The organism is Pseudoduganella sp. OTU4001, from assembly GCF_038440195.1.
Lineage (GTDB): Bacteria > Pseudomonadota > Gammaproteobacteria > Burkholderiales > Burkholderiaceae_D > Rugamonas.
In genome coordinates this window covers 78,302-101,656 of sequence record NZ_JASATG010000010.1, presented here as the reverse complement: position 1 = coordinate 101,656, position 23,355 = coordinate 78,302, and the positions used below count along the sequence as shown (strand labels likewise).

General features: G+C 63.2%; 28 protein-coding genes. 15 read left to right on the top strand and 13 right to left on the bottom strand.

Going from position 1 to position 23,355, the window contains the following annotated elements; all coding sequences use genetic code 11:
- Positions 1-2 precede the first annotated feature (2 nt).
- Genes cydX through AAHE99_RS11665 form a run of 5 tightly spaced genes read right to left on the bottom strand, consistent with a single transcriptional unit; the run spans position 3 to position 3,643 of the window.
- A complete protein-coding gene (cydX, locus tag AAHE99_RS11685) occupies positions 3-155 on the bottom strand; it encodes a cytochrome bd-I oxidase subunit CydX (RefSeq protein ID WP_342117409.1) in 153 nt (50 codons plus the stop codon).
- A 12-nt stretch (positions 156-167) separates the two neighbouring features.
- Positions 168-1,310: a cytochrome d ubiquinol oxidase subunit II gene (gene cydB / locus AAHE99_RS11680; protein WP_342117408.1), complete on the bottom strand. Its 1,143-nt coding sequence runs from the start codon at positions 1,308-1,310 to the stop codon at positions 168-170.
- Positions 1,307-2,863 carry a cytochrome ubiquinol oxidase subunit I gene (locus AAHE99_RS11675; RefSeq protein ID WP_342117406.1) on the bottom strand — a complete coding sequence of 519 codons (1,557 nt, stop codon included), beginning with the start codon at positions 2,861-2,863 and terminating at the stop codon, positions 1,307-1,309. The genes cydB and AAHE99_RS11675 overlap by 4 nt, the downstream gene beginning before the upstream one ends.
- On the bottom strand, positions 2,847-3,062 hold the full coding sequence (cydP, locus tag AAHE99_RS11670) for a cytochrome oxidase putative small subunit CydP (RefSeq protein WP_342117404.1): 216 nt from the start codon (positions 3,060-3,062) through the stop codon (positions 2,847-2,849). The genes AAHE99_RS11675 and cydP overlap by 17 nt, the downstream gene beginning before the upstream one ends.
- Positions 3,059-3,643 (bottom strand): GbsR/MarR family transcriptional regulator, encoded by a 585-nt coding sequence (locus AAHE99_RS11665; RefSeq protein WP_342117403.1) that lies wholly within the window; start codon positions 3,641-3,643, stop codon positions 3,059-3,061. The genes cydP and AAHE99_RS11665 overlap by 4 nt, the downstream gene beginning before the upstream one ends.
- 116 nt (positions 3,644-3,759) lie before the next feature.
- Here AAHE99_RS11665 and modA point away from each other — a divergent pair, with 116 nt between their 5' ends.
- The 4 genes from modA to AAHE99_RS11645 are packed head-to-tail and all read left to right on the top strand — an operon-like array spanning position 3,760 to position 6,651.
- Complete coding sequence (gene modA, locus AAHE99_RS11660; RefSeq protein WP_446728915.1) at positions 3,760-4,497, top strand: molybdate ABC transporter substrate-binding protein; 738 nt, start codon at positions 3,760-3,762, stop codon at positions 4,495-4,497.
- 11 nt (positions 4,498-4,508) lie between these two features.
- The gene (gene modB, locus AAHE99_RS11655) at positions 4,509-5,180 is read left to right on the top strand and encodes a molybdate ABC transporter permease subunit (protein WP_342117398.1); all 672 of its coding nucleotides are present in this window, start codon (positions 4,509-4,511) and stop codon (positions 5,178-5,180) included.
- A complete protein-coding gene (locus AAHE99_RS11650; protein ID WP_342117397.1) occupies positions 5,177-5,854 on the top strand; it encodes an ATP-binding cassette domain-containing protein in 678 nt (225 codons plus the stop codon). Before modB ends, AAHE99_RS11650 begins: the two co-directional genes overlap by 4 nt.
- Entirely contained in the window at positions 5,851-6,651 is an 801-nt protein-coding gene (locus tag AAHE99_RS11645) for a TOBE domain-containing protein (protein ID WP_342117395.1), read from the top strand. The genes AAHE99_RS11650 and AAHE99_RS11645 overlap by 4 nt, the downstream gene beginning before the upstream one ends.
- A gap of 2 nt (positions 6,652-6,653) precedes the next feature.
- On the opposite strand, the gene AAHE99_RS11640 is transcribed toward AAHE99_RS11645, so the two are convergent.
- The 3 genes from AAHE99_RS11640 to AAHE99_RS11630 form a co-directional block, all read right to left on the bottom strand.
- Entirely contained in the window at positions 6,654-6,944 is a 291-nt protein-coding gene (locus tag AAHE99_RS11640; protein ID WP_342117394.1) for a KGG domain-containing protein, read from the bottom strand.
- A 117-nt stretch (positions 6,945-7,061) separates the two neighbouring features.
- Positions 7,062-7,607, bottom strand: coding sequence for a hemerythrin domain-containing protein (locus AAHE99_RS11635; protein WP_342117393.1), 546 nt, complete (start codon positions 7,605-7,607; stop codon positions 7,062-7,064).
- Positions 7,608-7,663: 56 nt separating this feature from the next.
- Positions 7,664-8,674 (bottom strand): NADP-dependent oxidoreductase, encoded by a 1,011-nt coding sequence (locus AAHE99_RS11630; protein ID WP_342117392.1) that lies wholly within the window; start codon positions 8,672-8,674, stop codon positions 7,664-7,666.
- A 103-nt stretch (positions 8,675-8,777) separates the two neighbouring features.
- Between AAHE99_RS11630 and purU the strand changes: the two genes are divergently transcribed.
- The 8 genes from purU (at position 8,778) to AAHE99_RS11590 (ending at position 15,582) form a co-directional block, all read left to right on the top strand.
- A complete protein-coding gene (gene purU, locus AAHE99_RS11625; protein WP_342117390.1) occupies positions 8,778-9,647 on the top strand; it encodes a formyltetrahydrofolate deformylase in 870 nt (289 codons plus the stop codon).
- A gap of 6 nt (positions 9,648-9,653) precedes the next feature.
- Complete coding sequence (locus tag AAHE99_RS11620) at positions 9,654-10,190, top strand: YaeQ family protein (RefSeq protein ID WP_342117389.1); 537 nt, start codon at positions 9,654-9,656, stop codon at positions 10,188-10,190.
- Between the two features lies 1 nt (position 10,191).
- A complete protein-coding gene (locus AAHE99_RS11615; protein WP_342117386.1) occupies positions 10,192-10,944 on the top strand; it encodes a M48 family metalloprotease in 753 nt (250 codons plus the stop codon).
- Between the two features lie 21 nt (positions 10,945-10,965).
- Positions 10,966-11,367 carry a DUF2946 domain-containing protein gene (locus AAHE99_RS11610; RefSeq protein ID WP_342117384.1) on the top strand — a complete coding sequence of 134 codons (402 nt, stop codon included), beginning with the start codon at positions 10,966-10,968 and terminating at the stop codon, positions 11,365-11,367.
- 34 nt (positions 11,368-11,401) lie between these two features.
- A complete protein-coding gene (locus AAHE99_RS11605; protein WP_342117383.1) occupies positions 11,402-11,851 on the top strand; it encodes a copper chaperone PCu(A)C in 450 nt (149 codons plus the stop codon).
- Between the two features lie 12 nt (positions 11,852-11,863).
- Complete coding sequence (locus AAHE99_RS11600; RefSeq protein ID WP_342117380.1) at positions 11,864-12,250, top strand: YcnI family protein; 387 nt, start codon at positions 11,864-11,866, stop codon at positions 12,248-12,250.
- 8 nt (positions 12,251-12,258) lie between these two features.
- Positions 12,259-14,502 (top strand): TonB-dependent receptor, encoded by a 2,244-nt coding sequence (locus AAHE99_RS11595; protein WP_342117379.1) that lies wholly within the window; start codon positions 12,259-12,261, stop codon positions 14,500-14,502.
- Between the two features lie 87 nt (positions 14,503-14,589).
- On the top strand, positions 14,590-15,582 hold the full coding sequence (locus AAHE99_RS11590) for an Rpn family recombination-promoting nuclease/putative transposase (protein WP_342117378.1): 993 nt from the start codon (positions 14,590-14,592) through the stop codon (positions 15,580-15,582).
- Between the two features lie 38 nt (positions 15,583-15,620).
- Here the strand turns inward: AAHE99_RS11590 and AAHE99_RS11585 are convergent, their stop codons facing one another.
- Positions 15,621-16,388 carry a head GIN domain-containing protein gene (locus AAHE99_RS11585; RefSeq protein WP_342117376.1) on the bottom strand — a complete coding sequence of 256 codons (768 nt, stop codon included), beginning with the start codon at positions 16,386-16,388 and terminating at the stop codon, positions 15,621-15,623.
- A 147-nt stretch (positions 16,389-16,535) separates the two neighbouring features.
- Here AAHE99_RS11585 and AAHE99_RS11580 point away from each other — a divergent pair, with 147 nt between their 5' ends.
- Both AAHE99_RS11580 and AAHE99_RS11575 read left to right on the top strand, forming a co-directional pair.
- Positions 16,536-17,171 carry an SAM-dependent methyltransferase gene (locus tag AAHE99_RS11580; protein WP_342117374.1) on the top strand — a complete coding sequence of 212 codons (636 nt, stop codon included), beginning with the start codon at positions 16,536-16,538 and terminating at the stop codon, positions 17,169-17,171.
- A gap of 78 nt (positions 17,172-17,249) precedes the next feature.
- On the top strand, positions 17,250-18,362 hold the full coding sequence (locus AAHE99_RS11575) for a type IV pilus twitching motility protein PilT (protein WP_342117372.1): 1,113 nt from the start codon (positions 17,250-17,252) through the stop codon (positions 18,360-18,362).
- Between the two features lie 121 nt (positions 18,363-18,483).
- Here AAHE99_RS11575 and AAHE99_RS11570 read toward each other — a convergent pair whose 3' ends face one another.
- Together AAHE99_RS11570 and AAHE99_RS11565 are read right to left on the bottom strand one after the other, a co-directional pair.
- Complete coding sequence (locus AAHE99_RS11570; RefSeq protein ID WP_342117370.1) at positions 18,484-19,767, bottom strand: c-type cytochrome; 1,284 nt, start codon at positions 19,765-19,767, stop codon at positions 18,484-18,486.
- A 12-nt stretch (positions 19,768-19,779) separates the two neighbouring features.
- A complete protein-coding gene (locus AAHE99_RS11565) occupies positions 19,780-20,463 on the bottom strand; it encodes a c-type cytochrome (RefSeq protein ID WP_342117368.1) in 684 nt (227 codons plus the stop codon).
- Positions 20,464-20,554: 91 nt separating this feature from the next.
- On the opposite strand from AAHE99_RS11565, the gene AAHE99_RS11560 reads away from it, so the two are divergent.
- Positions 20,555-21,967 (top strand): aminotransferase-like domain-containing protein, encoded by a 1,413-nt coding sequence (locus AAHE99_RS11560; RefSeq protein WP_342117367.1) that lies wholly within the window; start codon positions 20,555-20,557, stop codon positions 21,965-21,967.
- Here the strand turns inward: AAHE99_RS11560 and AAHE99_RS11555 are convergent.
- Both AAHE99_RS11555 and AAHE99_RS11550 read right to left on the bottom strand, forming a co-directional pair.
- Positions 21,933-22,598, bottom strand: coding sequence for a 3'-5' exonuclease (locus tag AAHE99_RS11555; RefSeq protein ID WP_342117366.1), 666 nt, complete (start codon positions 22,596-22,598; stop codon positions 21,933-21,935). The two genes, AAHE99_RS11560 and AAHE99_RS11555, sit on opposite strands and share 35 nt — an antisense overlap.
- A complete protein-coding gene (locus AAHE99_RS11550) occupies positions 22,598-23,068 on the bottom strand; it encodes a ProQ/FinO family protein (protein WP_342117364.1) in 471 nt (156 codons plus the stop codon). The genes AAHE99_RS11555 and AAHE99_RS11550 overlap by 1 nt, the downstream gene beginning before the upstream one ends.
- Between the last annotated feature and the right edge of the window lie 287 nt (positions 23,069-23,355).

The window sequence follows — 23,355 nt, the reverse complement described above, 5'->3', positions numbered from 1 at the left end:
TTTTACGCGTCGGCGTCGCGCGCGGACTCGAAGCGGGCGCGCGTGATGTCTTCGTCGCGTTCACCGAACGCGTAATTCGCCTCCAGCCACATGACGTTGATGATGGCGGCGAACACGGCGACGCAGATGCCGAGAATCCAGGTGAAATACCACATGTCTCTATCCTTTCAGTAGGCGGTGTGCTGGTTTTCTTCGATGTGCGCGGCGGTGACCTTGCCGCGTACCACGCGGTACACCCAGCTGGTGTACATCACGATAATCGGCAGCATGACCACCACCACCCAGAACATGACGGCCAGCGTCTTGTGGCTGGAGGCCGAATCCCATGCAGTCAGGCTGTGCGCAGGCACCAGTGACGACGGTAGCACGAAGGGGAACATGGCGCCGCCTGCCGTGAGCAGGATGCCGGCCACGCTCATGCCGCTGGCGAGGAAGGCCGCCACCGTACGGCGTGCGGCGCTGAGGGCGAGCACCAGCAGCGCGCCGACAAAGGCTGCGGCCGGGAAGGCCATTGTCAGCGGCCAGCGCACGTAATTGTCCATCCATGCGCCGGCGGCGACGGCAACCGTCTTGGCGGGCGGCATGAATGCGCTGCCGGTATCCGGCATGGCGGTGATGCGGTAGCCGGGCAGGGATGTGGCGACCCAGGCGCCCGCCAGCGCGAACAGGACGATGGTCAGCACGGCAGCGCCAATCGCCATGCGGCGCGCGCGTTCTGCGATTACGCCTTCCGTTTTCTGGTGCAGGAAGGTGGCGCCGTGCATGGCCAGCATGGCCACCGCCAGCACGCCGGACAGCAGCCCGAATGGGTTCAGCAGCTGGAAGAAGGTGCCGGTGTATTCCAGCCGCAGCAAGTCGTCATAGCGGAACGGTACGCCCTGCAGCACATTGCCCATGGCGATGCCGAAGATCAGCGGTGGCACAAAGCCGCCGATGAACAGCCCCCAGTCCCAGGTGCTGCGCCAGCGCGGGTCGGCGATCTTGCTGCGGTAGTCGAAGCCGACCGGGCGGAAGAACAGCGCAAACAGGGCCAGCATCAGCGCCAGGTAGAATCCTGAGAAGGCTGCGGCGTACACCAGCGGCCAGGCGGCAAACAAGGTGCCGCCGGCGGCGATGAACCAGGTCTGGTTGCCTTCCCAGGTAGGGCCGATGGTGTTGATGATGACGCGCCGCTCGGTGTCGTCCTTGCCGAGGAAGGGCAGCGACATGCCGACGCCGAAGTCGAAGCCGTCGGTCAGTGCAAAGCCGAGCAGCAGCACGGCGACGAAGCACCACCAGATCACTTTATAGGTTGCGTAGTCGAAGATCATGCTTGCTGCTCCCAGTGATATTTGCCAGTGTGCAGGGCGCTCGGGCCGAGGCGGGCGTACTTGAACATCAGCGCCATCTCGACGACCAGCAGCACGGTGTAGAACAAGGCGAAGCCGGCCAGGCTGAAATACAGGCTGGATGGCGGCACGTTGGAGGCCGACAGGTGGGTCGGCAGGATGCCTGCTATGGTCCACGGCTGGCGGCCGTATTCAGCGACAATCCAGCCCAGTTCCGCTGCGATCCACGGCAGCGGGATTGCGAACACGGCCAGCTTGAGCAGCCAGCGCTGCGGCGCCAGGCGTTTGCGGATCAGGAAGTAGAACGATGCGCTGAAGATGAACAGGAAGCTGATGCCCAGCCCCACCATGCCGCGGAAGGCCCAGAACAATGGGGCGACGTTGGGGATGGTGTCATCTACCGCCATCTGGATTTGCGCCTCGCTGGCATCGACCACGTTTGGGGTGTACTTTTTCAGCAGCAGGCCGTAGCCAAGATCCACTTGCAACGCTTTGAAGGCCGCCACCGCCTCCGGCGATTTGTCGCCCGACTTCAGGCGCGTCAGCGCGGCGTAGGCCTTCATGCCGTTGCGGATGCGCGCTTCGTGCTCCTTCTTCAGGTCCTGGATGCCGGTGACCTGCTTGTCGACCGAGCGGGTGGCGATCAGGCCCAGTACGTAGGGGATCTTCACCGCATAATCGGTTCGTTCTTCCTTCTGGTTCGGCATGCCGAATACTGTGATGCCTGCCGGCGCGGGAGCCGTGTGCCATTCGGCTTCAATGGCCGCCAGCTTTACTTTATTGACTTCGCCAGCGGTGTAGCCGGATTCGTCGCCGAGCACGATGACCGACAGCGTGGAGGCCAGGCCAAAGCCGGCAGCAATCGCGAAGGAACGCAGGGCGAAGGCCACGTCGCGCGCCTTCAGCAGGTACCAGGCGGAGACCCCCAGCACGAACATGGAGGCGGTGACATAGCCCGCCGCCACGGTATGCACGAATTTGACCTGCGCGACCGGGTTGAAGATCACGTCGCTGATGCTGGTCAGCTCCATGCGCATGGTCTCGTAATTGAATTCCGCGCCGACCGGATTGTTCATCCAGCCGTTGGCGATCAGGATCCACAGCGCGGACAGGCTGGAGCCCAGCGCGACGAGGAAGGTGACGAACAGGTGCTGGCGCTTGGACAGCTTGTTCCAGCCGAAGAAGAACAGGCCGACAAAAGTGGATTCGAGGAAGAAGGCCATCATGCCTTCGATTGCCAGCGGCGTGCCGAAGATATCGCCCACATAGTGCGAGTAGTAGGCCCAGTTGGTGCCGAACTGGAATTCCAGCGTGATGCCGGTGGTGACGCCCATGGCGAAGTTAATGCCGAACAGCTTGCCCCAGAACTTGGTCATGTCGCGATAGATCTCGCGGCCGGTCATGACGTAGACCGACTCCATGATGACCAGGATCCAGGACAGTCCCAGTGTCAGCGGGACAAACAGGAAATGGTAAAGCGCCGTGAGCCCGAACTGCAGCCGGGACAGGGCAACAACTTCATCGACGGGTGCCATCTTTCACCTTTTCGGTAGGGGTTGGTACGGGGAGCGGAGTGGCGAGCAGCTGTCGTTCCACCAGCGCGGTCGGCATCCGCATTTTCTTGGTTTGGGGTTGGGAGAAGAAGGCCGTTTTCAGGCCGAACAAAATCAGCACCTTGACCGCCAGCGCTATCGCGATGGAGAGCGCGAGCGAGCGGCGGCTGGGGATCTTCACTGCGCGTCCTCTTCGGTTTCGCTGCGGCTGGAGCGGAACTTGCCGCGCACCGCGCCGCCCACGTCGAGCAGTTTCTTGACGGTGGAGCCCATCTTCATCAGCGAGGCCAGGGTGTCGGGCGACAGGCGCTGCACGTCGTCGAACCAGGAGCTGGACATTTCGATCAGCTCATACATTTCGCGCATGCGCTGCTGGGCGTAGCGGTCTTCCTCGGTGGCGGCGGATTCCAGCAGGGCGTCGCGCAGCATCGACAGGGTAGGCTCCACTTCGCGGCGGCGGCGTTCCTCCAGCAGGGCTTTGAAGATGTCCCACACGTCTTTGGGCGGCTCGAAGTATTCGCGGCGGTCGTTCGGCTGGTGCAGCAGTTTGACCAGGCGCCAGGATTGCAGCTCCTTCAGGCCCATGGAGACATTGGAGCGCGAGAACTCCAGATGCTCAGCGATTTCGTCGGCATTCAGCGGGCGGTTGCTCACGTAGAGCAGGGCGTAGATTTGGCCGACAGTGCGGTTGATTCCCCAGCGGCTGCCCATTTCGCCGAAGTGAAGGATGAATTTCTGCGCCAGGGGGCTCAGGTTTACCATTTTTTGATCCAGTTCCTTGAGTTTTTGAATTTTCAGGATTTCCTGAAATTATAGGATGAATCAAAAAAGTTTGCGCTATATAATTCCGTATATTGCGCTTTTGGAAAGGAATGCTGGTGAAACGTATCACTGCTGTCTTGCTGTCCCTGGCTGCGGCAGGCCCGGCTGTGGCTGCCGATATCACGGTTTCCGCCGCTGCCAGCCTGAGCAACGCCTTCCGCGAGGCCGCCGCCGCCTATGAGGCGGGCCGCCCAGGCGACAAGGTGCGTTTGAATTTTGGCGCATCCGATGCACTGGTAGCGCAAATTTCCAAGGGCGCGCCGGTCGACGTGTTCGCCTCCGCCGACCAGGAGGCGATGGATAAGGCCGAGCCCTTTTTGGCGCAAGGAACGCGCCGCGATTTCGCCAGCAACCGGCTGGTGGTCGCCGTGCCCGCCTCCAGCACCCTGCAATTCCGCACTCTTGCCGACCTGGGACAGGCGGGCGTCAAGCGCCTGACCACAGGCAATCCCGCCAGCGTTCCGGCGGGCCGCTACGCCAAGGCCGCGCTTGAGAAGGCTGGCCAATGGCCCGCGCTGCAGGCCAAATTCGTCTTCGCCTCCAATGTGCGCCAGGCCCTGGATTACGTGGCGCGCGGCGAAGCGGAGGCGGGCTTTGTCTACCAGACCGACGTGGCTGCGCAGGTCGACAAGGTGCGGTCGGTGCTGGCTGTGCCCACCGCGACGCCGATCACTTACCCGGTGGCGGTGATGAAGGACGCGCCAAATGCAGCCGGCGCGCGCGCGTTTGCGGAGTTCATCATGTCCGCCGGCGGCCAGGCGATCCTGGCCCGTCACGGCTTCGGCAAACCGTAAGGGGGTTGCGCATGGACGCCGCACTGGTCGCGCTGGGCCTGTCGCTGAAGGTCGCCCTGTGGGCGACGGCCATCGACCTTGTGCTGGGCGTCGGCTTGGGCTACCTGCTTGCGCGCGGCCGCTTTGTAGGGCGCGATGTGCTGGACGCATTGCTGACGCTGCCGATGGTGATGCCGCCGACGGTGTTGGGCTACTACTTGCTGGTGCTGATCGGCCGCAACGGCCCAATCGGGCACTGGCTGCAGCAGACATTCGGCATCAACCTGATTTTCACCTGGCAGGGCGCGGTTATCGCAGCGGCGGTGGTGGCATTCCCGCTGGTACTGAAGGGCGCGCGCTCGGCGTTCGAGGCGGTGGACGTGCAACTGGAGCAGGCCGCGCGCGTGCTCGGCGTGTCGCCGGCCGGCGTGTTCCTGCGTGTGAGCCTGCCGCTGGCTTGGCGCGGCGTGCTGGCCGGCACCCTGCTGGCTTTCGCACGCTCGATGGGCGAGTTTGGCGCCACGCTGATGGTGGCTGGCAGCATTCCCGGCAAGACGCAAACGCTGTCGATAGCGGTCTACGAAGCGGTGCAGGCGGGCCAGGACGATACCGCCAACCTGCTGGTGCTGATTACTTCGGTTACCTGCATTATTGTGCTGGTGGCGGCCAACCGTCTGACGCCTGCCCGGGAGCCGGCGCTATGACGATCCGCGTGGACATCCGCAAGACCCTGCGGGCCGGCGCGCGCTGCTTCCAGCTGGATGCCCAGTTCCAGTCGGCGAGCAAGCGCGTGGTGATCTACGGCGCGTCTGGCGCGGGCAAGAGCCAGATGCTGAAGGCCATTGCCGGCCTGTCGCGGCCCGACAGCGGCGTGATCGAGCTCGATGGACGGCGTTTGTTCGACAGCGGCGCGGGCGTCAACGTACCGGCGCAACGGCGGCGCGTGGGCTACTTGTTCCAGGACTACGCGCTGTTCCCGCACCTGAATGTGAGGCAGAACATCAGCTTCGGCCTGCAGCGCGGCTGGTTCAATCCATCGCCGCGTGGCGAGCCGGAAGCGGTGCGCTACTGGCTGGAGGCCTTCGGCCTGGCTGAAGTGGCGCACCAGCGGCCGGCGGAACTTTCCGGCGGCCAGCGGCAGCGGGTGGCGCTGGCGCGCGCCGTGGTGTCCGAGCCGGCGGCCCTCTTGCTGGACGAGCCGTTTGCCGCGCTCGACCCGGCATTGCGCGTGCGCATGCGCAGCGAGCTCGATGCGCTGCAGCGCCGGCTGGATATCCCGATGCTGCTGATCACGCACGACCCGGACGATGCGGCGACTTTCGGCGGCCATGTATTGACGATGGCCGACGGCCGCGTGACAGGGGAGGAAAGCCAGTGAGCAAAGCCGTAGCATTGCAAGGCGAAGTCTGGATCACGCTGGACGGGCAAAGCTTCGGCGGCCACCAGCGCGTGGCCTTGCTGGCCAGCATCGCCGAACATGGTTCGATCACGCAGGGCGCCAAAGCCATCGGCATGAGCTACAAGGCAGCCTGGGATGCCATCGACGCCATGAACAACCTGGCCGGCGAGCCGCTGCTGGAGCGATCTGCCGGCGGCAAAGGTGGCGGCGGCACGCGGCTGACCCAGCGCGGCGCGCAGCTGGTGTCGAACTTCCGCCGCATTGAACACGAACACAGCATGTTCATGCAACATTTGAGCCGCCAGGCGCAAGCTCTGGCCGACGATTTCCTCCTGCTGCAGACGATGAAGATGAAAACCAGTGCACGCAACCAGTTCGCCGGTACCGTGGCGTCCATCAAGCCCGGCGCCGTCAATGACGAAATCCTGCTGCGCATTGTCGGCGGGCAGGAGATCGTTGCCATCATCACCCATGAGAGTACGGCAGCGCTTGGCCTGCGCGAAGGCGGCGATGCGTTTGCACTGGTGAAAGCTTCCTCGATCATCCTGGCGACGGGCGAGGGTGGGCGCGTGTCGGCACGCAACCAGCTGCGCGGCACGATCTGCCGCGTGCAGCCGGGCGCAGTGAACTCGGAAGTCACTATCGCCTTGCCTGGCGGCGGCACCATTGCCGCCACCGTCACGCGCGACAGTGAGCAGTCGATGGAACTGGACGTGGGCATGGAGGCAACGGCGCTGTTCAAGGCGTCCAGCGTCATCATCGGCGTGCCCGAGTAAGGTCAGCTCGGTTCCTCCTTGCCGCCCTGGGCGTTGCCGTTGCGTGCGGTCTGGCGGCTTTCGCCGCCTTTGCGCCCGATTTCCGCCATGTGTTCGCGGTTACGGCTGACGACCTCGCCGCCTTTCTGTCCGGCCCGGCGCGCTTCTTCCGATGTGAATTCGTGCGCCGTGCCTTTCTGGTGGGCCGCCTGGCCGCCTTTGCTGGCGATCATGCGCTGGGTTTCCTTGTCCATCGCCGCGAAGCCGCGCTTGCCGCTGCCGGTCCTGGCCTGCTCGTCTTGTGTAGCCATCATCGTCCTCCCTCAAAAGCCCAAAACCGGGCACGGGCCCGGGCCGGAAGCAGCGCCGTGGCTGCTTCTTAGGCTTTGAGGAGCGGTCGGCGGTAAAGTTCAAACTATTTTTTTGGCCCGTTACGAACCGGCCTGGCCGGTGGCGGAGCGCTCGCCTTCCGCTTCGGGTGTATTGTTGCCACGCACCGGGGCGGCCCCGAAGTCGTGCTCCAGTTCCTCCTTGCGGTCCTTGAGCTGGGCGCACAGCTCCGCCAGGTCGGCATCGCTTTGCCGCACTTTCGGGAACATTTCCTGCTCTTCTTCCGTGACGTGGTGCTCGACGCACTCACGCAATTTCTGCACCGTGCCGGCCAGTTCGCCGTCGCCTGTGGCCATGCCGCGGATGCGTCCGACCAGCTCCTTGATGGTGCCGTGTTCTTCCAGCGCTTCGTCGACTTGCTGCTCGTCGCCCGTTTCGGCACGGACGGCGGGGTAGAAGATTTCTTCTTCGATGGTGGCGTGGATGGTCAGGTCCATGCAGATCTGCTGCGCCAGGTCATGCTTCAAGCCCTGGTGCGCGGCATCGCATTTCTCGAATTCACGGAACAGGCTTTTGACCTTGTCGTGATCGGAGGTGAGTAGTGCCACGGCGTCGTTGGCCGTGGCGTTGGGATTTTGCTGGCTCATGCTGGCTCCTAATTGCGTCGGTTAGGCCGCGCAACAGGAGCCGCAAGGGGAGGGGATCAGGCGACTTGCAGGACCAGCTTGCCGAAGTTCTTGCCTTCGAACAGCATGTTCAGCGCCTGCGGGAAATTCTCGATGCCGCGCACCACGTCTTCCCGGCTCTTGATCTTGCCTTCCTGCAGCCATTTGCCGAGCGCGGCAACGGCAACGTGGTAGCGGTCGGCGTAGTCGAAGACGACCATGCCTTCCATGCGCGCGCGGTTGACCAGCAGGGCCAGGTAATTGGCAGGTCCCTTGACCGGCGTCGTGTTGTTGTATTGCGAGATCGCGCCACAAATGACGATACGGGCCTTCAGGTTGATGCGCGTGAGAACGGTGTCGAGGATATCGCCACCAACGTTGTCGAAGTATACGTCAACGCCATTTGGGCAGTGTTCCTTCAGGCCGGCGCGCACGTCGCCGCCCTTGTAGTCGATGCAGGCGTCGAAGCCGAGCTCGTTTACCACGAAGTCGCACTTGTCCTTGCCGCCGGCAATGCCGACCACGCGGCAGCCGAGCTGCTTGGCGACCTGGCCGACAGTCTGGCCGACCGCGCCGGCCGCGCCGGACACGACCACGGTTTCGCCGGCTTGCGGCTGGCCCACTTCCAGCAGGCCGAAGTAGGCGGTCATGCCGGGCATGCCGAGCGTGTTGAGCCAGGTGGTGGCGGGAGCCAACCGGGTGTCCACCTTGACCAGGGCGGCGCTGCGGTCATCGGCGGCGCCGATCCAGTATCGCTGCACGCCGAGGCCGCCGGCCACATGGTCGCCCACGGCAAAGCGCGGCGACTTGGAGGCCACCACTTCACCCAGGCCGCCGGCGCGCATCACTTCGCCGATCGCCACCGGGCGGATGTAGGACTTGGCGTCATTCATCCAGCCGCGCATGGCGGGGTCGAGCGACAGGTAGAGGGTCTTGACCAGCACTTCACCGTCGGCCAGCTCGCGCACGGTTTCGGTGGTGATTTGCCAATCGCTATCCTTGGTCATGCCGACCGGACGGGCGGCGAGGCGGAACTGGGTGTTCTCCATAACGACTCCTTTTTTAAAATAGTACGGTCATTCTATTCCGTATTTTCCCAGACGTGGCAATGTTCATGCGACAATATTGACCCGCCCATGACCTGAAAGTGCCATGAATCACCCAGAATACATCCTCACGCTCTCCTGCCACGACCAGCGCGGCATCGTCCATCGCGTATCCGGATTCCTGGCTGAGCATGGTTGCAATATCATCGATTCCGCCCAGTTTGGTGACGCGGAAACGCAACGTTTCTTCATGCGCGTGCACTTTGCGCGCGAAGACGAGGCGTTCAGCGATGCATTGCTGCGCGAGGACTTTGCCGCAATTGCCGCCGCCATGGGCATGGACTGGGCGCTGCACGATGCGCACGTCAAGCCGCGCGTCATGCTGATGGTGTCCAAGATCGGCCACTGCCTGAACGACCTGCTGTTCCGCTATAAGAGCGGGCTGCTGCCGGTCGAGATTCCGGCCATCGTGTCCAACCATATGGACTTCTACCAGCTGGCGGCCAGTTACAATATCCCCTTCCACCACCTGCCGCTGGCAACCGGCGCGCCGGAATCGGCCAAACTGGCCCAGGAAGCGCGCGTCGCGGAGCTGATTGAAACCCATAATGTGGACCTGGTGGTGCTGGCGCGCTATATGCAAATCCTGTCGCCGTCGATGTGCGAGCGCCTGAAAGGGAAGGCGATCAATATCCACCACTCCTTCCTGCCAAGCTTCAAGGGTGCCAAGCCGTATGCCCAGGCCCATAAGCGCGGCGTAAAGCTGATCGGCGCCACCGCCCACTTCGTGACCGGCGACCTGGATGAAGGCCCGATCATCGAGCAGGACGTGGAACGCGTGGACCACGCCATGGATTCGGATGCGCTGACCGCTATCGGCCGCGACGTCGAGTGCGTGGTGCTGGCGCGTGCGGTGAAGTGGTTCACCGAGCATCGCATCCTGTTGAACGGGCACCGAACTGTAATTTTCAAGTAATTAGTAATGGCTCTTAAATCTACGATCTACAAAGCGGAACTGTCCATCGCGGACATGGACCGCAACTACTACGCAACCCATTCGCTGACGCTGGCGCGCCATCCGTCCGAGACCGATGAACGCCTGATGATCCGCATCGTGGCCTTTGCCATCCACGCCGACGAGGCGCTGGTGAACGCCAAAGGCATCTCCGACACCGAAGAACCGGACCTATGGCAGATGGACCTGACCGGCGCGATCCAGCTGTGGATCGAAGTCGGCCAGCCGGACGAGCGCCGCCTGCTGAAGGCGGCCGGCCGTTCGGAAAAAGTGATGGTGTACTCGTACAGCTCCGCTTCCCACGTGTGGTGGAAGCAGCTGGCCAGCAAGGTTGACCGCGCCAAGAACCTGACCGTGGTGAACATCGATGCCGAAGCCAGCGCCCAGCTGGAAAAGATGGCGCAGCGCTCCATGCAGCTGCAATGCACCATCCAGGACGGCCAGATCTGGCTGACCGACGGCGAAACCACCGTCGAAATCCCGCGCGAGGTCTGGAAGGCCTGATATGGGCGCGTCCGCCGCGACTGCCTCCGCCATCGCGCTAGCAGCATCGTTGCTGTGCGGTGCAGGGGCAGCGCAGGCCGAGGGGCGCCGCGTGACGCAAGAGCAGGTCATGGCCGGTGCCGCCAAGCTTTACGAAGAGCAGTTAACGCGGCTGCGCGCATCGCAGCGGCTTGACGACAACCCGCGCTTCAATGCACGCGTGACGGCCATCGCCGGGCGGCTGATCGAACAGGCCAGGCGCGATTACCCGGAGTCGGCTGCCTGGGCCTGGGAGCTGCACACCACCTCTGACGAAGAGGAAAATGCGTTCGCCATGGCGGGCGGTAAGCTGCTGGTCAGCTCCGCCTTTGTGGATCGGCTGACGCTGAATGAGGCCGAAATCGCCATGCTGCTGGCGCATGAAATCTGCCACGCAGTCCTGCTGCACAATCTGCGCGAGCATCAGGAAGCCATGCGGCTCGAGCCGCATTGGGCAGAGCGTCCCTACGAAGAGCTGGAATACGCCACCGACCATGATTTCGCGCTGATGCGCAAGCTGGCGCCTTCCAATTCCCTGCAAGAGGAGGAAGCTGACCGCGAGGGCATGCGCCTTGCCGCGCGCGCTGGCTGGAAGCCGTTGGAGCTGGCTGGTTTCTTCCGTAAGCTGGCGCGCAGCAGCCATTCGCCCAATTTCCGCAGCATTTACCACCCCGCGCCGGCACTGCGCGCCCGGGCTGCGCTTGACCTGGCCCGCGAGCTGGAAGGTGCCCGCTAGGCTATAATGCCGCCCATGCAAATGAAATCGTCTACCCGCCTGCGCTGGATCTGGATTGCGTGCTTCGCCATCCTGATGAACGCGCTCGCCCCGGCGATTTCGCACGCCGTCAACGGCAAGCCCCGCACCTGGGAGATTTGCCTGAACGACGGCACCCGCGTCAGCGGTGTCGGAGAGCTGGATTACGCCACCTTCGTCGCTGTGACCGACCGCAGCAAACCGCAGCCTGTCGCGCATGCCGACATGGAGGATTGTTCCTACTGCTTGCCGCACGCGGGCTGGTTCGGACTGCCGCCAGCCGCGCTGGCCTTGCCGCTTCCGCTGGATGGCGCAGCCCTGCGGCCATACCTGTTCTACCAGTCGCCACATCCGCTGCCGGTGTGGTCTGCTTCCAATCCGCGAGGACCGCCCGCACACGCCTGATTCCGACCCCATTTAACGAATCAAGGAGTGAAAAATGAAAAAGCAGTTCTTCGCGTTGGCCATGTCCTTCGCAGTTGCCGCATCTGCTGCGGCACAAGTTTCGGTGCGCGAGCCCTGGATCCGCGCAACGGTGCCCGCTGGCCAGGCTACCGGCGCCTTCATGCAATTGCAATCCGCCCAGGACGTGCGCCTGGTCGAGGTGCGCACGCCGGTGGCGGGCATCGTTGAGATCCACAAGATGGCCATGCAGGGCGACCGCATGATGATGTCGGCCGTCGACTACATCGACCTCCCGGCCGGTAAACCCGTGGCGCTGGCCTCCGGCGGCTACCACATCATGATGATGGATCTGAAGCGCCAGATGAAAGAGGGCGAGTCCGTCCCTATGACCCTGGTGTTTGAGAAGAAGGACAAGAAGCGCGAGACGGTGGAAGTAAAAGTGCCGGTCAAACCGCTGTCCTACACCGCTCCCAAGCAGCACTAAGGAGCAGAAGCAATGAAGAAAATCATGATTGCCGCAGCGCTGCTGGCGGCGACGTCCGCACATGCCCATATCTCGCTTGAGCAGCGAGAATTCGCGGCTGGCAGTTACCAGAAGCTGGTGTTCCGCGTTGGCCATGGCTGCAGCGGCAGTGCCACCACCGCAGTTTCTGTTCGCCTGCCGGAAGGCTTCGCGGCGATGCGTCCGATGCCCAAGAACGGCTGGCAAGTCGAACGCAGTGCCGGCAGTCTGATTTGGCGCGGCGGCCCCTTGCCTGACGACTTCTACGAGGAATTCGTCATGTTCGGCAAATTGCCGGCGGCGGGCAGCCATACCTTCAAGATCATCCAGTCCTGCCAGGCCGGCAGCGCCAACTGGGAATCGACCCTCGAAACGCGCTAAGGACTGAAATGAATATGCAATGTAAACCGCTGGCGGTGGCGCTGGCGGCGATGGGCTTCGCCTGCACGGCGCAGGCGGACCATACTGTGACAATCAACGGCGGCCGTCCGACCTCGCTGCCGACGCAAATCCCGACCACGATTGAAGGCATCACCGGCGCGCAGATTGAGGACCGCATCAACGCTTTCGACAGTGAGGATGCGCTGAAATACCTGCCAAGCCTGAATGTGCGCAAACGCTTCATCGGCGACTACGACCATGCGGTGCTGGCCAGCCGCGCCTCTGGCACCGGCAACAGCGCCCGTTCGATGGTGTTCGCCGACGGCATCCAGCTATCCAACCTGCTTGGCAACGGCGCGACCTATACGCCGCGCTGGGGCCTGGTGACGCCGGAGGAAATTGAACGGGTCGACGTGCTGTACGGCCCGTTCTCGGCTGCCTACGCCGGTAACTCGGTTGGCGCCGTGGTGGACTTCCAGACCCGCATGCCAAGCAGGCTGGAGGCGCACGCCAAGCTGTCCTGGGAGGGCCAGGATTTCCAGCAATACTCGACCGACTCGCGCCACACCGGCCGCCAGGCCAGCGCCTCGCTGGGCGACCGAACCGGCGCGCTGTCGTGGTGGGTGAACCTGTCGCGCCTTGATAGCGACGGCCAGCCGATCGGTTTCGCCAACAAGCTGCTTTCGGCAGGCGTAGCGCCGAAGCCGGGCGAGGCGGGCGGCGTGCCGGTGGCCGGCGCTGTTTCCGACCGCAACCCTGCGGGCAAGGAGTGGTACATCCTTGGCAGCACGGGTCAGGTGAATACGGTGCAGGACCACGCCAAGGTCAAGCTGGCCTACGATTTTTCGCCAGCGCTGCGCGCCAGCTATACGCTGGGATGGTGGCAGAACGATGTCGTGCGCAGCGTCGAGTCCTACCTGCGCGACGCGGCAGGCGCACCGGTCACCAGCGGCGCGGTCAATATTGGCGGCAAGCGCTTTACGCTGTCCCCCTCCGATTTCGCCGGCGCGCGCGCCGACCTGGAGCATCTGATGCATGGCCTGTCGCTGAAGACGCATGGGCGCGGAAGCTTCAACTGGGAGATCGCCGCCAGCGCGTACGATTACGCGCGCGACCTGGCCCGCGTGCCGACCACCGCGCAGTCGGCTGGGCCGGGTAATGTCACCAACATGGGCGGCAGCGGCTGGAACACTTTGTCCCTGCGCGGGAACTGGCGCGCAGGCTCTGCACACCAAGTGGATTTTGGCGCCCAGCGCGACAACGCCAAGCTGCGCACGCACGTCACCAGCGTGGCCGACTGGATGGCAGGCGAGGGCGGCAAGCACGTCTCCACCTTCAATGGCAACACGCGCCTGGAAAGCCTGTACGCGCAGGATACCTGGCGCTTCGCACCGGAATGGAAGGCGACGCTCGGTATGCGCCACGAAACCTGGCAAGCGTATGGCGGCGAGATTTCCGGCTCCGCGGGAAAGCTGCTGCCATTCGTCGAGCGCCGCGAGCGCGCGTGGTCGCCGAAAGCCGCGCTGGCCTGGCGCGTCGACGATCTCTGGACGCTGAAGGCTTCCGCCGGCCGCGCAGTACGCAATCCGACGGCGGCGGAGCTGTTCCAGGGCTCGATTGTTGACGACAAGATCGTCAACACCGATCCAAACCTGCGCGCGGAAAAATCGTGGACCAGCGAGCTGAGCGCCGAACGCACCACCTCGCAAGGCAGCCTGCGCGCCACGCTGTTCGGTGAGATGACACGCGACGCGCTGTATTCCCAGCCGCTGACGGCCACCGTCAACACGGTGCAAAACGTCGGCAAGATCCGCACGCGCGGACTGGAACTCTCGCATCAGCAGGACGACGCTTTCCTGCGCGGGCTGACGCTGCAAAGCAGTCTGACTTATGCGGACTCCGAGATCCTGGCGAATGCCGCCATGCCGGCCAGCATCGGCAAGCAGCAGCCGCGCGTGCCGAAGTGGCGCGCCAATGCGCTGGCGTCCTACCACGTTGGCGAACATTGGACCGGCACGCTTGGCGTACGCTATAGCGGCAAGCAGTTTGGCACGCTGGATAACAGCGACCCGAATGGCGCGACGTATATGGGTGTGTCGGACTATCTGGTCGCTGATGTGCGCGTGCGCTACCGCTTCAACCGGCAGTGGACAGCCTCGGTCGGCATTGACAACCTGAACGGCGAGAAGTACTGGGCCTTTCATCCCTACGCTCAACGCACCGTGAGCGCCGACCTGAAATTCGACCTCTAAAGCGCGCCAGCGCTGACGTCCCCCGCCGGGGCGTCTTTCTTTGCGCTGCGCCAAAGTGTTAATCCGGCAGCTTCCTACAATCGGAGCATGCCCTTCCAACACGATACTGCCTGCAGGCGCCTGTTTGCCCACCCGGAGCTGGTGCGGGCGTTGCTTGCGCTTGTGCCCGATTGTCCCGCCGAGAACGCCAGCGGCTTCGCCCGCATGAATTGCGACTTTGTCAGTAATTCCGCGAGGCAGCGAATGGGGGATATGGTTTGGCGGGTCTATTGCGGAGGTGACACGTTTTATCTGCTTTTGGAGTTCCAATCGACAATTGAGCGCCTAATGGAGCAGCGAATGCGCGTATATGCGGGGCTCTTCTCCCAAGACCTCCATGCCCAGCATAAAGCGAAGGAACCTTTAAACCTCTTGCCGGTCGTAGTCTATTCGGGACGGCGGAAATGGCGTTTCGCTGTCGAGGGTGGCTTGCCTTGGCTTAAACCTTTGCGGGAGGGGCAGGTGTTCATCCTGATTGACGAGGAGTCGGCTGGTGATTCCATCATTGGCGATGTCATCCGATTGGTGCGTGCCGATAGCCTTGCGGATGTGCTGCAAGCCCATAATGCGTTGCAAAAGTGGCCGATGGCAAGTGAGGGACTATTGCAAGAGGTGGGGGAAATCGCAGTTGAACGTATTGCTTTTCTTGGCGTTAAACAGGAGGAAATCATGAGTAAAGGAAATCATGCAGTAATGACGCGGGAGCTTACTGATGAAGAGAGGGATCTTTTGACTGACATGATTCTTGGGATATGGAGGGTGTGGAAGGATGTTCCCGAAGTTCGGCGCTTCCTTGAGGCGAGAGCCGAAGCTCGACGCGAAGGTTCGCAAGAGGGGCGGCAAGAGGGACGGCAAGAGGGACGGCAAGAGGGGCGCGCGGAAATGCAGCGTGAACTGCTCGCGGCTGCATTTGTCCACCAAGGACTCAGCGGCGCATCTGAAGCGATTGCCAACGCGGATGAAACGCAATTGGCTCATTGGACTGAACAGCTAGTGAAGGGTGAGGACTTGAAAGTGATATTGGGGGAGAGTGGCCCGTGAAGCCAGAGCGACACGGGCCGAGGGAGACTTGAAATCAGTTAAGGAGTGCCAGCCAGGCGCTTGACGCTGCCGGAGCCCATCACGCTCTTGGTGACCTGCGGTTCGCCGTAATAGCTCACATCACCCGAGCCCGCCACGCTGACGGTCAGCGATTGCTTCGCCCACACCACCGCCTGGCCCGAGCCGCCGATACTCACCGTGGCATCCTTGGTCGCCAGCTGGCCAGTGCTGACCTTGCCCGAGCCGCCGATCGACACCTTCAGCTTTTCGGCCGAGCCGGAAGCCTTTAGGTTGCCGCTGCCGCCCAGCGAAACGGTGATGGAATCGCCTTCGATATTGCGCAAGCTCATAGAGCCCGAGCCGCCCACATCAAACGACAGTTTGCCGCCACGGATGCCTTCCGCATCAACCGAACCCGAACCGCCGACCGAGATGCGCTCGATCTTGCGGGCTGTCACAACCACTTTCAGGTTGCGTGTATCGAGTTGCAGATTGCGGCGGACAGGACGGATTTTCAGGGTGCCGTCTTCCACCACGGTTTCAATCAGCGGCAGGATATTGTCGTCCGACTCAATGGTTACGCTTTCGGCATTGCCCATGCGAACTTCCACATTGCCAGGCAGGCCCAGGCCGAGGGCGTCGAAGTTAGAGACTTCGCGGGTCTGCTTGGCGATATTGCCATTGCCCTGGACCCGCTCACCGGCAAACCAGCCCAGCGGGCCGGCGGAAACGGTGGCGACTGGGGCGGCGGCCGCGAAAACGGAAGCGGCAATCAGCGCATTGCGCACTGCAGCAGACAATTTCATCTTGTTCTCCTCTGTGTTACGAATTTTCGATGGTTGAATCGTACCCGAGCCGCTTGCAAGGCGCCTGTCCAATGCGACAGGGTGCATACAGCCGGGAATAGAATGCATTTCCCGGGGATGGGACGCCGCTCCTGTATCATTTCGCCCATGCTTACCATCATCATCAAACAAGGCAAGGAGAAGTCGATTCTTGCCGGCGACCCCTATATTTACCTGTCCGCCATCGAACGTGTGGACGGACGTCCTGCCGAGAAGAACAAGCCCGGCGCCACGGCGACCGTCGTGACTTCCTCGCGCAAATTCCTGGCCCGCGCGGCCTACAACGCCAAGTCGCAGATTGCGGCACGCGTCTGGACCCTGCGCGAGGATGAGCCGGTTGATCACGCCATGGTCAAGCGCCGCGTGCGCGCAGCCATTTCCCGCCGCATGCATTCTTTGCAATCCGCCCGTCCGGACGAGCTGGTGCCGATCGTGCTGGGCGACGAAGACGGCTTGTCCGGCCTGCTGGTGCAGAGCTATGGCGGCAAGGAAGGCTACTTGGTGTGCCAGTTCCAGTCCGCTGCCGTAGAGGCCTGGAAAATCGGCATCGTGCAGGCGTTGATTGCGGAAACCGGTTGCCAAAACGTCTATGAACGCGCCGACAAACTGATCCGTGAAGGCGAGGGCTTGCATGTAAAGTCGCGCGCCCTGGCTGGCGAAGAACCTCCGCCGCGCCTGACGGTCACCGAGCGCGGCCGCAGTTTTCCCTATGACATCCGCACCGGCTTTGAGTATCCGAAATAAATGTTGTACATCAGCCACTTACCTTCCTTGAGGCAAATGCAATAGAATCGTGCGAACCTATCTGGAGAGCACAGGCACATGGAACACTCGCAAATTCGCACCCTTTCCTACATCGAGAACGAAGACCACCCGGTTTTCGGCACCCTCGTCGAGCAAATCCTGCACCTGCTGAACTCCAAACTGGTTTTCTCCGATATTTTGATCCACCAGAACAGCCCCTTGCTGCTGCGTCAGCCAAAAGGCCTGGTGGCTGTCACCGATTCCCCGATTACCCGCGAAGAGCTGGAAGAGTTCTTTGAGGTGGTGGAGCCGAACTGGCGCGAACGCATCCAGGACCGCGCTTTCGATCGCGCGATCGACCTGCACACCGCCCGTATCCGCGCCAACTGCTTCAGCTTCCAGGGCAAGAAACGCCTGGGCTGCGTGATCCGCCGCTTCCCGAAGGAGCCGCTGGTGCTGTCGACCCTGGGCCTGCGCCCGGCGGAAGAAAAGTTCGCCCAGCTGTCGAGCGGCCTGGTGCTGATCATTGGCGACACTTGCCAGGGCAAGTCGACCACCATCGCCTCCATGCTGGACGAGATCAACAAGAACCGCTCCGGCCACATCATCACCATTGAAGACCCGGTGGAGACCCTGATCCCGCAGCGCAAATGTGTGATTACCCAGCGCGAAGTTGGCTATGACGGCGACGTCGAATCCTTCGACCTGGGCGCCAAGGATGCGCTGCGTGAGCGGCCGGACGTGATCGTGATTGGTGAGATCCGCGATGCCGAAACCGCCCACGAAGCGCTGGCGCTGGCCGAATCCGGCCCGCTGGTACTGGCGTCCCTGCACGCCCGCTCGACCGAGCTGGGCCTGCAAAAGATGATCCGCCTGCTGGGCAATACCGAACCCCAGCGCCAGGCCCTGGCGCACGCCCTGCGCGGCGTGCTGTGCCAGGCGCTGATGCCGGCGCTGGATGGCGACCGTTACTATTTGGCTACCGAAAGCCTGACCGTCAATCCGGAAGTAGCAGCTGTGATCGAAAGCGGCAATGTCGCCGACCTGCGCAACATCATGGAACACAAGGCGGCACCAGGCTGCCACACCATGAACGAATGCCTGCGCAAGCTGCTGGCCGAAAAGAAGGTCAGCCTCGAAGACGCCCGCCACGCCACCACCGACCGCCTCGGCTTCGCCGACACCCATTAACGGCTGACTTCGTGTCCCACCTTGGGGTCACACCCTAACCGGGACACGAACTCTGCCGATACACAGTAGAGCCCGTGTCTCACTTGGGGTGTGACCCCATGGTGGGACACGGGCTCGGCTGTTATTCGAGGGGGACGTTGCGGTAGCGGTTGACGGTGGTGCTGTCTACCGGTGGGGCGTTGTTGCCCCAGGAGGCGCGGAGGTAGGAGACTACCTGGGCCACTTCCACATCATTCAATGAGTGGCTGAACGGAGGCATGCCGTAAGGGCGCGGGTTGCCTGCGGTGCCGGGGGCGAAGCCGCCGTTCAATACGATGCGGATCGGGTTGACCGCTTCATCCATCGTCAATGCGCGGTTGCCGGCCAGGGGCGGGTAGTGCGGGGCGATGCCTTCGCCTTTTTCGCCGTGGCAGTCCATGCATTGCTTGCGGTAGATCTCCTGGCCCGCGGCGAGGAAGGCTTTGGCTTCCGGCTCTTTTGATGGTTCGTATGGCTCGCGGGTACCGGCCTCATTCGGTAATGACTTCAAATACACCGCCATGGCGCGTGCATCTTCGTCGCTCAGGTGTTGCAGGCTTTCACGCACCACTTCAGCCATCGGACCGAATACGGTGGCGCGCTGCGAGATGCCGGTTTTCAGCAGGTCGGTTATATCCTTGATCTCCCAGTCGCCCAGGCCGGCCTCGCGGTCGGATGTGAGGGAGGGCGCGTACCAGCCCAGAACGGGAATCAGGCCGCCCGACAGGCCTTTGTCGCTGGCGCCGAGTGCATTGCGTTCGCTGTGGCAGGCGATGCAGTGGCCGGGACCCTGCACCAGGTAGGCGCCGCGGTTCCATTCTGCGGACTTGCTGGCGTCAGGTGTGTACACGGCGGGTTTGAAGTACAGCGCGCGCCATACGGCCAGCAAGGCTTGCTGGTTGTAGGGGAAGCGCAGTTCGTGCGGGCGGCTGGCCTGCTTCACCGGTGCGATGGTCTGGAAGTAGGCGTACATCGCGTCCGAATCGTCGCGCGTCATCGCGGTGTAGTTCGTGTACGGGAAGGCGGGATAGAGCAGGCGGCCGTCTTTGGCCTTGCCGTTGTGGAGGGCGTTCCAGAAGTCGTCGGCGCTCCAGTTGCCGATGCCGGTTTCCTTGTCGGGCGTGATATTGGGCGACACTACGCTGCCGAACGGCGTTTGCAGGGCGCGCCCGCCGGCATAGGCGGCGCCGTCGCGCGTCGTGTGGCAGGCCATGCAGTCGGCGGCCTTGGCGAGATAGGCGCCGCGTGCGACTTTCTCGGCTTGCGGCATGTTCTGCGAGGCGGCGCTTGGCGCGGGCCCAGAGTCGTGTTTGGGCCAGATGAAGCCTACTGCTGCGATGACCAGCAGCAGTGGGGCGGCGATGGCAATTTTTGTGTTGCGGTTCATGATGTGCTGTTTTTATTTGGGGAGACCGCCGCATTCCATCGGCAGGGGCTTGGGCAGCGAGGTGGCTGGGCGCATGTTCGGGTCGGCCGGTTGCGCGGCCAGCCAGCCGGATACGGCGGCGACGTCGGCTTCGCTCAGGCGGTTGGCCACGTCGGCCATGCAGTCGGGCGCATGGGCCCTGCGCTTCTGGTTGCGCCAGGCGCCGAATTGGGCGTTGATGTAGTCGCGCGGCAGGCCGATCAGGCCGGGAATGGCGGGGGCGACGCCGGTCATCGTCTCGCCGTGGCAGGCCACGCAGGCGGGCACCTTGCGCGACGGGTCGCCCTGGTGTACCAGCACGCGGCCTCGTTCGATCATCTGCGGCGTGGCGCTGCTGGCGGCCGGCGGCGGGTAGGGTGCGTGCTGTTCGGAGAAGTACTGCGCGATCTCGCGCAGGTAGGCGTCCGGCAGCTGTTCGACCATGTAGGTCATCATCGGGTAGTTGCGGCGGCCCTGCTTGAAATTGAGCAGCTGGTTGTACAGGTAGGTGGCGGGCTTGCCGGCGATGCGCGGGAAGAAGGCGTCGCCTTGCTCATTGGCCTTGTGGCAGGCGATGCAGGCAGCGACGCGCTGCTCCACTGTGTCGGGCAGGCTGGCCGGTGCCGCCAGGGCGGGGCCGGCTAGGAGCGCGGCGAAAATGCATGAGAAAATGCGCATGATGAATCCGTTTTTCTTGTGATGCATCAAGGATACGCCTGCATGGCGCGGAATAACAGGCTCAGTTTAGCCGGAGAAAGAGGATATCAGTTTGAAGCTGTACGAGGCGCTGGCGGACGAATTGGCGGAGTTGATGGCGAGCGGGGTGCTGCGGCCGGGCGAGAAACTGCCATCGGTGCGCCAGCAGCAGGAGCGCCGCGGCGTCAGTCCGTCGACGGTATTCGAGGCCTATTACCAGCTGGAGGCGCGCGGCCTGATCGAGTCCCGCCCTCGCTCGGGCTATTACGTGGCTGCGCGGCGTTTTGCTGCGACGCCGGAGCCGGAGGTGTCTCGGCCCGACGCGGCATCCACCCTGGTCGATGTCAGCGAGCTGGTATTCCAGGTGCTGGAGACCAGCCGCGCGCCGGGCAATGTGCCCTTTGGCTCGGCCTTTCCCAGCCCTTTGCTGTTCCCGCTCGATAAGCTGGGCCGGGCGGTCGCCAACAGCATGCGCCATATCGACCCATGGAGCACGGTGGCCGACCTGCCGCCGGGGAATGCGGAATTGCGGCGCCAGATCGCCTTGCGCTACCAGCTCGATGGCGTTCAGGTCTCGCCGGAGGACATCGTGATCACCAACGGCGCGCTGGAGGCGCTGAACCTGTGCCTGCAGGCGGTGACGCGGCCGGGCGATACGGTGCTGGTGGAGTCGCCCAGCTTCTACGCCGCTTTGCAGGCGCTGGAGCGTATTGGGTTGAAGGCGGTGGAGGTGGCGACGCATCCGCGCGAGGGCATCGATCTGGGCGCGCTTGCTGCGGCTTTGGAGCAGCACAAGCCGCGTGCCTGCTGGCTGATGACCAGTTTCCAGAATCCGTTGGGCAGCCTGATGCCGCCCGAGAAAAAGCAGGCGCTGGTCGAACTGCTGGCGGCACACGACGTGCCGCTGATTGAGGATGACGTGTACGGCGAGCTGTATTTCGGTGCGCAGCGTCCGGCGCTGGCCAAGCGCTTCGACAGCAAGGGCATCGTCATGCATTGCAGCTCATTTTCGAAGTGCCTGGCGCCGGGCTTCCGCGTGGGCTGGGCGGCGGCGGGGCGCTTTGCGCGGCAGGTCGAGCGGCTCAAACTGACCACCAGCCTGGCGGCAGCCATGCCATCGCAGCTGGCGCTGGCGGAGTACCTGGGGCAGGGTGGCTATGAGCGCCATTTGCGCCAGCTGCGCAGCGCGCTCGCGGGCCAGCAGCAGAAAATGCTGGCGGCGATCGAGGCGCACTTCCCGTCGGGCACGCGCGTTACCCAGCCGCAGGGCGGCTATTTTCTGTGGGTGGTGCTGCCGGAGTCAGTGGATGCGCTGGAGCTGCACCGGCAGGCACTGGCGCAAGGCATCAGCATCGCGCCGGGGCCGATGTTCAGCGCCAAGCGCGCGTTCAGGAACTGCATCCGCCTGAACTACGGACATATCTGGGATGAGCGGCAGGCTGCCGCTGTGGCTACGCTCGGGGCGCTGGCGCGCGCTGCGGCTTAGGGGCGCGCGGTGGCTTGGGTGGTTTGATCGGCGGCAGCACATTGCCCTGGGCGATCCAGTGGCGGAACACACGCAGGGCCACTTGCGCGTCGTCAGCCGCGTAAAGGATCTGCTTTTCGTTCAGGCGCGGCGCGGCCCAGTTGGTGGTCGAAATCTTCTTGGACTTGGTGAGCGACTGGCCGAAGTATTTGGCGACGGCGCTCTTGGCGCCCAGGTCGTTCTTCTGGCCCGGCACGCGCAGTACCACGCCCAGGTCGACTACCTTGAGCGGTTCGATGCCCAGTTTGGCGCGCACGCGCTTGACGTCGTCCGACAGGCCGAAGCCGATCTTCAGCGTCATATCCGATTCCAGGATGGCTTTCACCGTGGCGGTGTGCGCAAAGCCGTCGCCGACCTGGAACAGCCAGGCCTGGCGGTCGTCCGCGAACTGGATCAGGTGCGGGCCGTCCGAGCTTTCGCCCTTGACAAAGGTGGGTTTGGATTCGGTGTCGAAGCCGATGGCATCCGCCGCCAGCAGGGCCGCTTGCGCAGCCTCCGCATCGGCGGCGGTTTTCACGAGACGCACATTGGCCAGCCGGATGCCTTCGTACGGCGGCAACTCGGGTGCGGCTTCTGGTGCGTCGCCGCTCATTACTTCTTGGAGAACTTGGCGGTCAGCGCCTGCAGCTTTTCCGCGCGGCGGCGGGTTGCTTCCTCGGCGGCTGCAGCTTCGCGCTCGGCGGCGCGTTCGGCCTTGCGGCGTTCCATTTCTTTCTTATGGCGCTCGGCCAGGGTTTCCCTGGCGTGCTTGCGGTGTTCGTCGGTCACCTCGGCGCCGGTGCTGCCATCCAGGTTGTAGCGCACGGTGGCTTTTTCCATGGCGCGCAGGTAGCGCTGCGAGGAAGTGTGGATGCCCAGGGCAGCGCGCATCAGCTTGCGGTTGATTTCCGGCTGTGCGGCGATCAGCTGCTTGTCGATACCGATCGACAGCGGCAGGCTGTCGCGGAAGGGGGCAAACTGTTGCTGCAATTGCTTGAGCAGGGCACGTGCGGAATTTGGGGCGGCAGAGGCGGCGGCAGTGGTTTCTTCGGCCGGCTGCTGAGGGGTGAGGCTAGTGTTCATCGACTTCGTTGGTTAAGCAAGAGCCGCCAGCATACCACGACGCGCCCCCTCAGGGCATTGTGTTTCCCATATTGATGTTGTTTTGCTATCGATTTATCGCGTGCGGCCGGACCCAAAAGCTTGTATAATGACAGACGCACTAATTGCAGGACAGTGCGAATTCAGATTGGTAAAGAGTTTTCGGCCGGGGCCGCGCTGCCCTGTGTAGACCAGTTCCAGGGCATGTGCCCTCTCTAATCACTGAATCATCGGAAGCAAGCCCGGTCAAGCGGGCTTTTTCTTTTCCC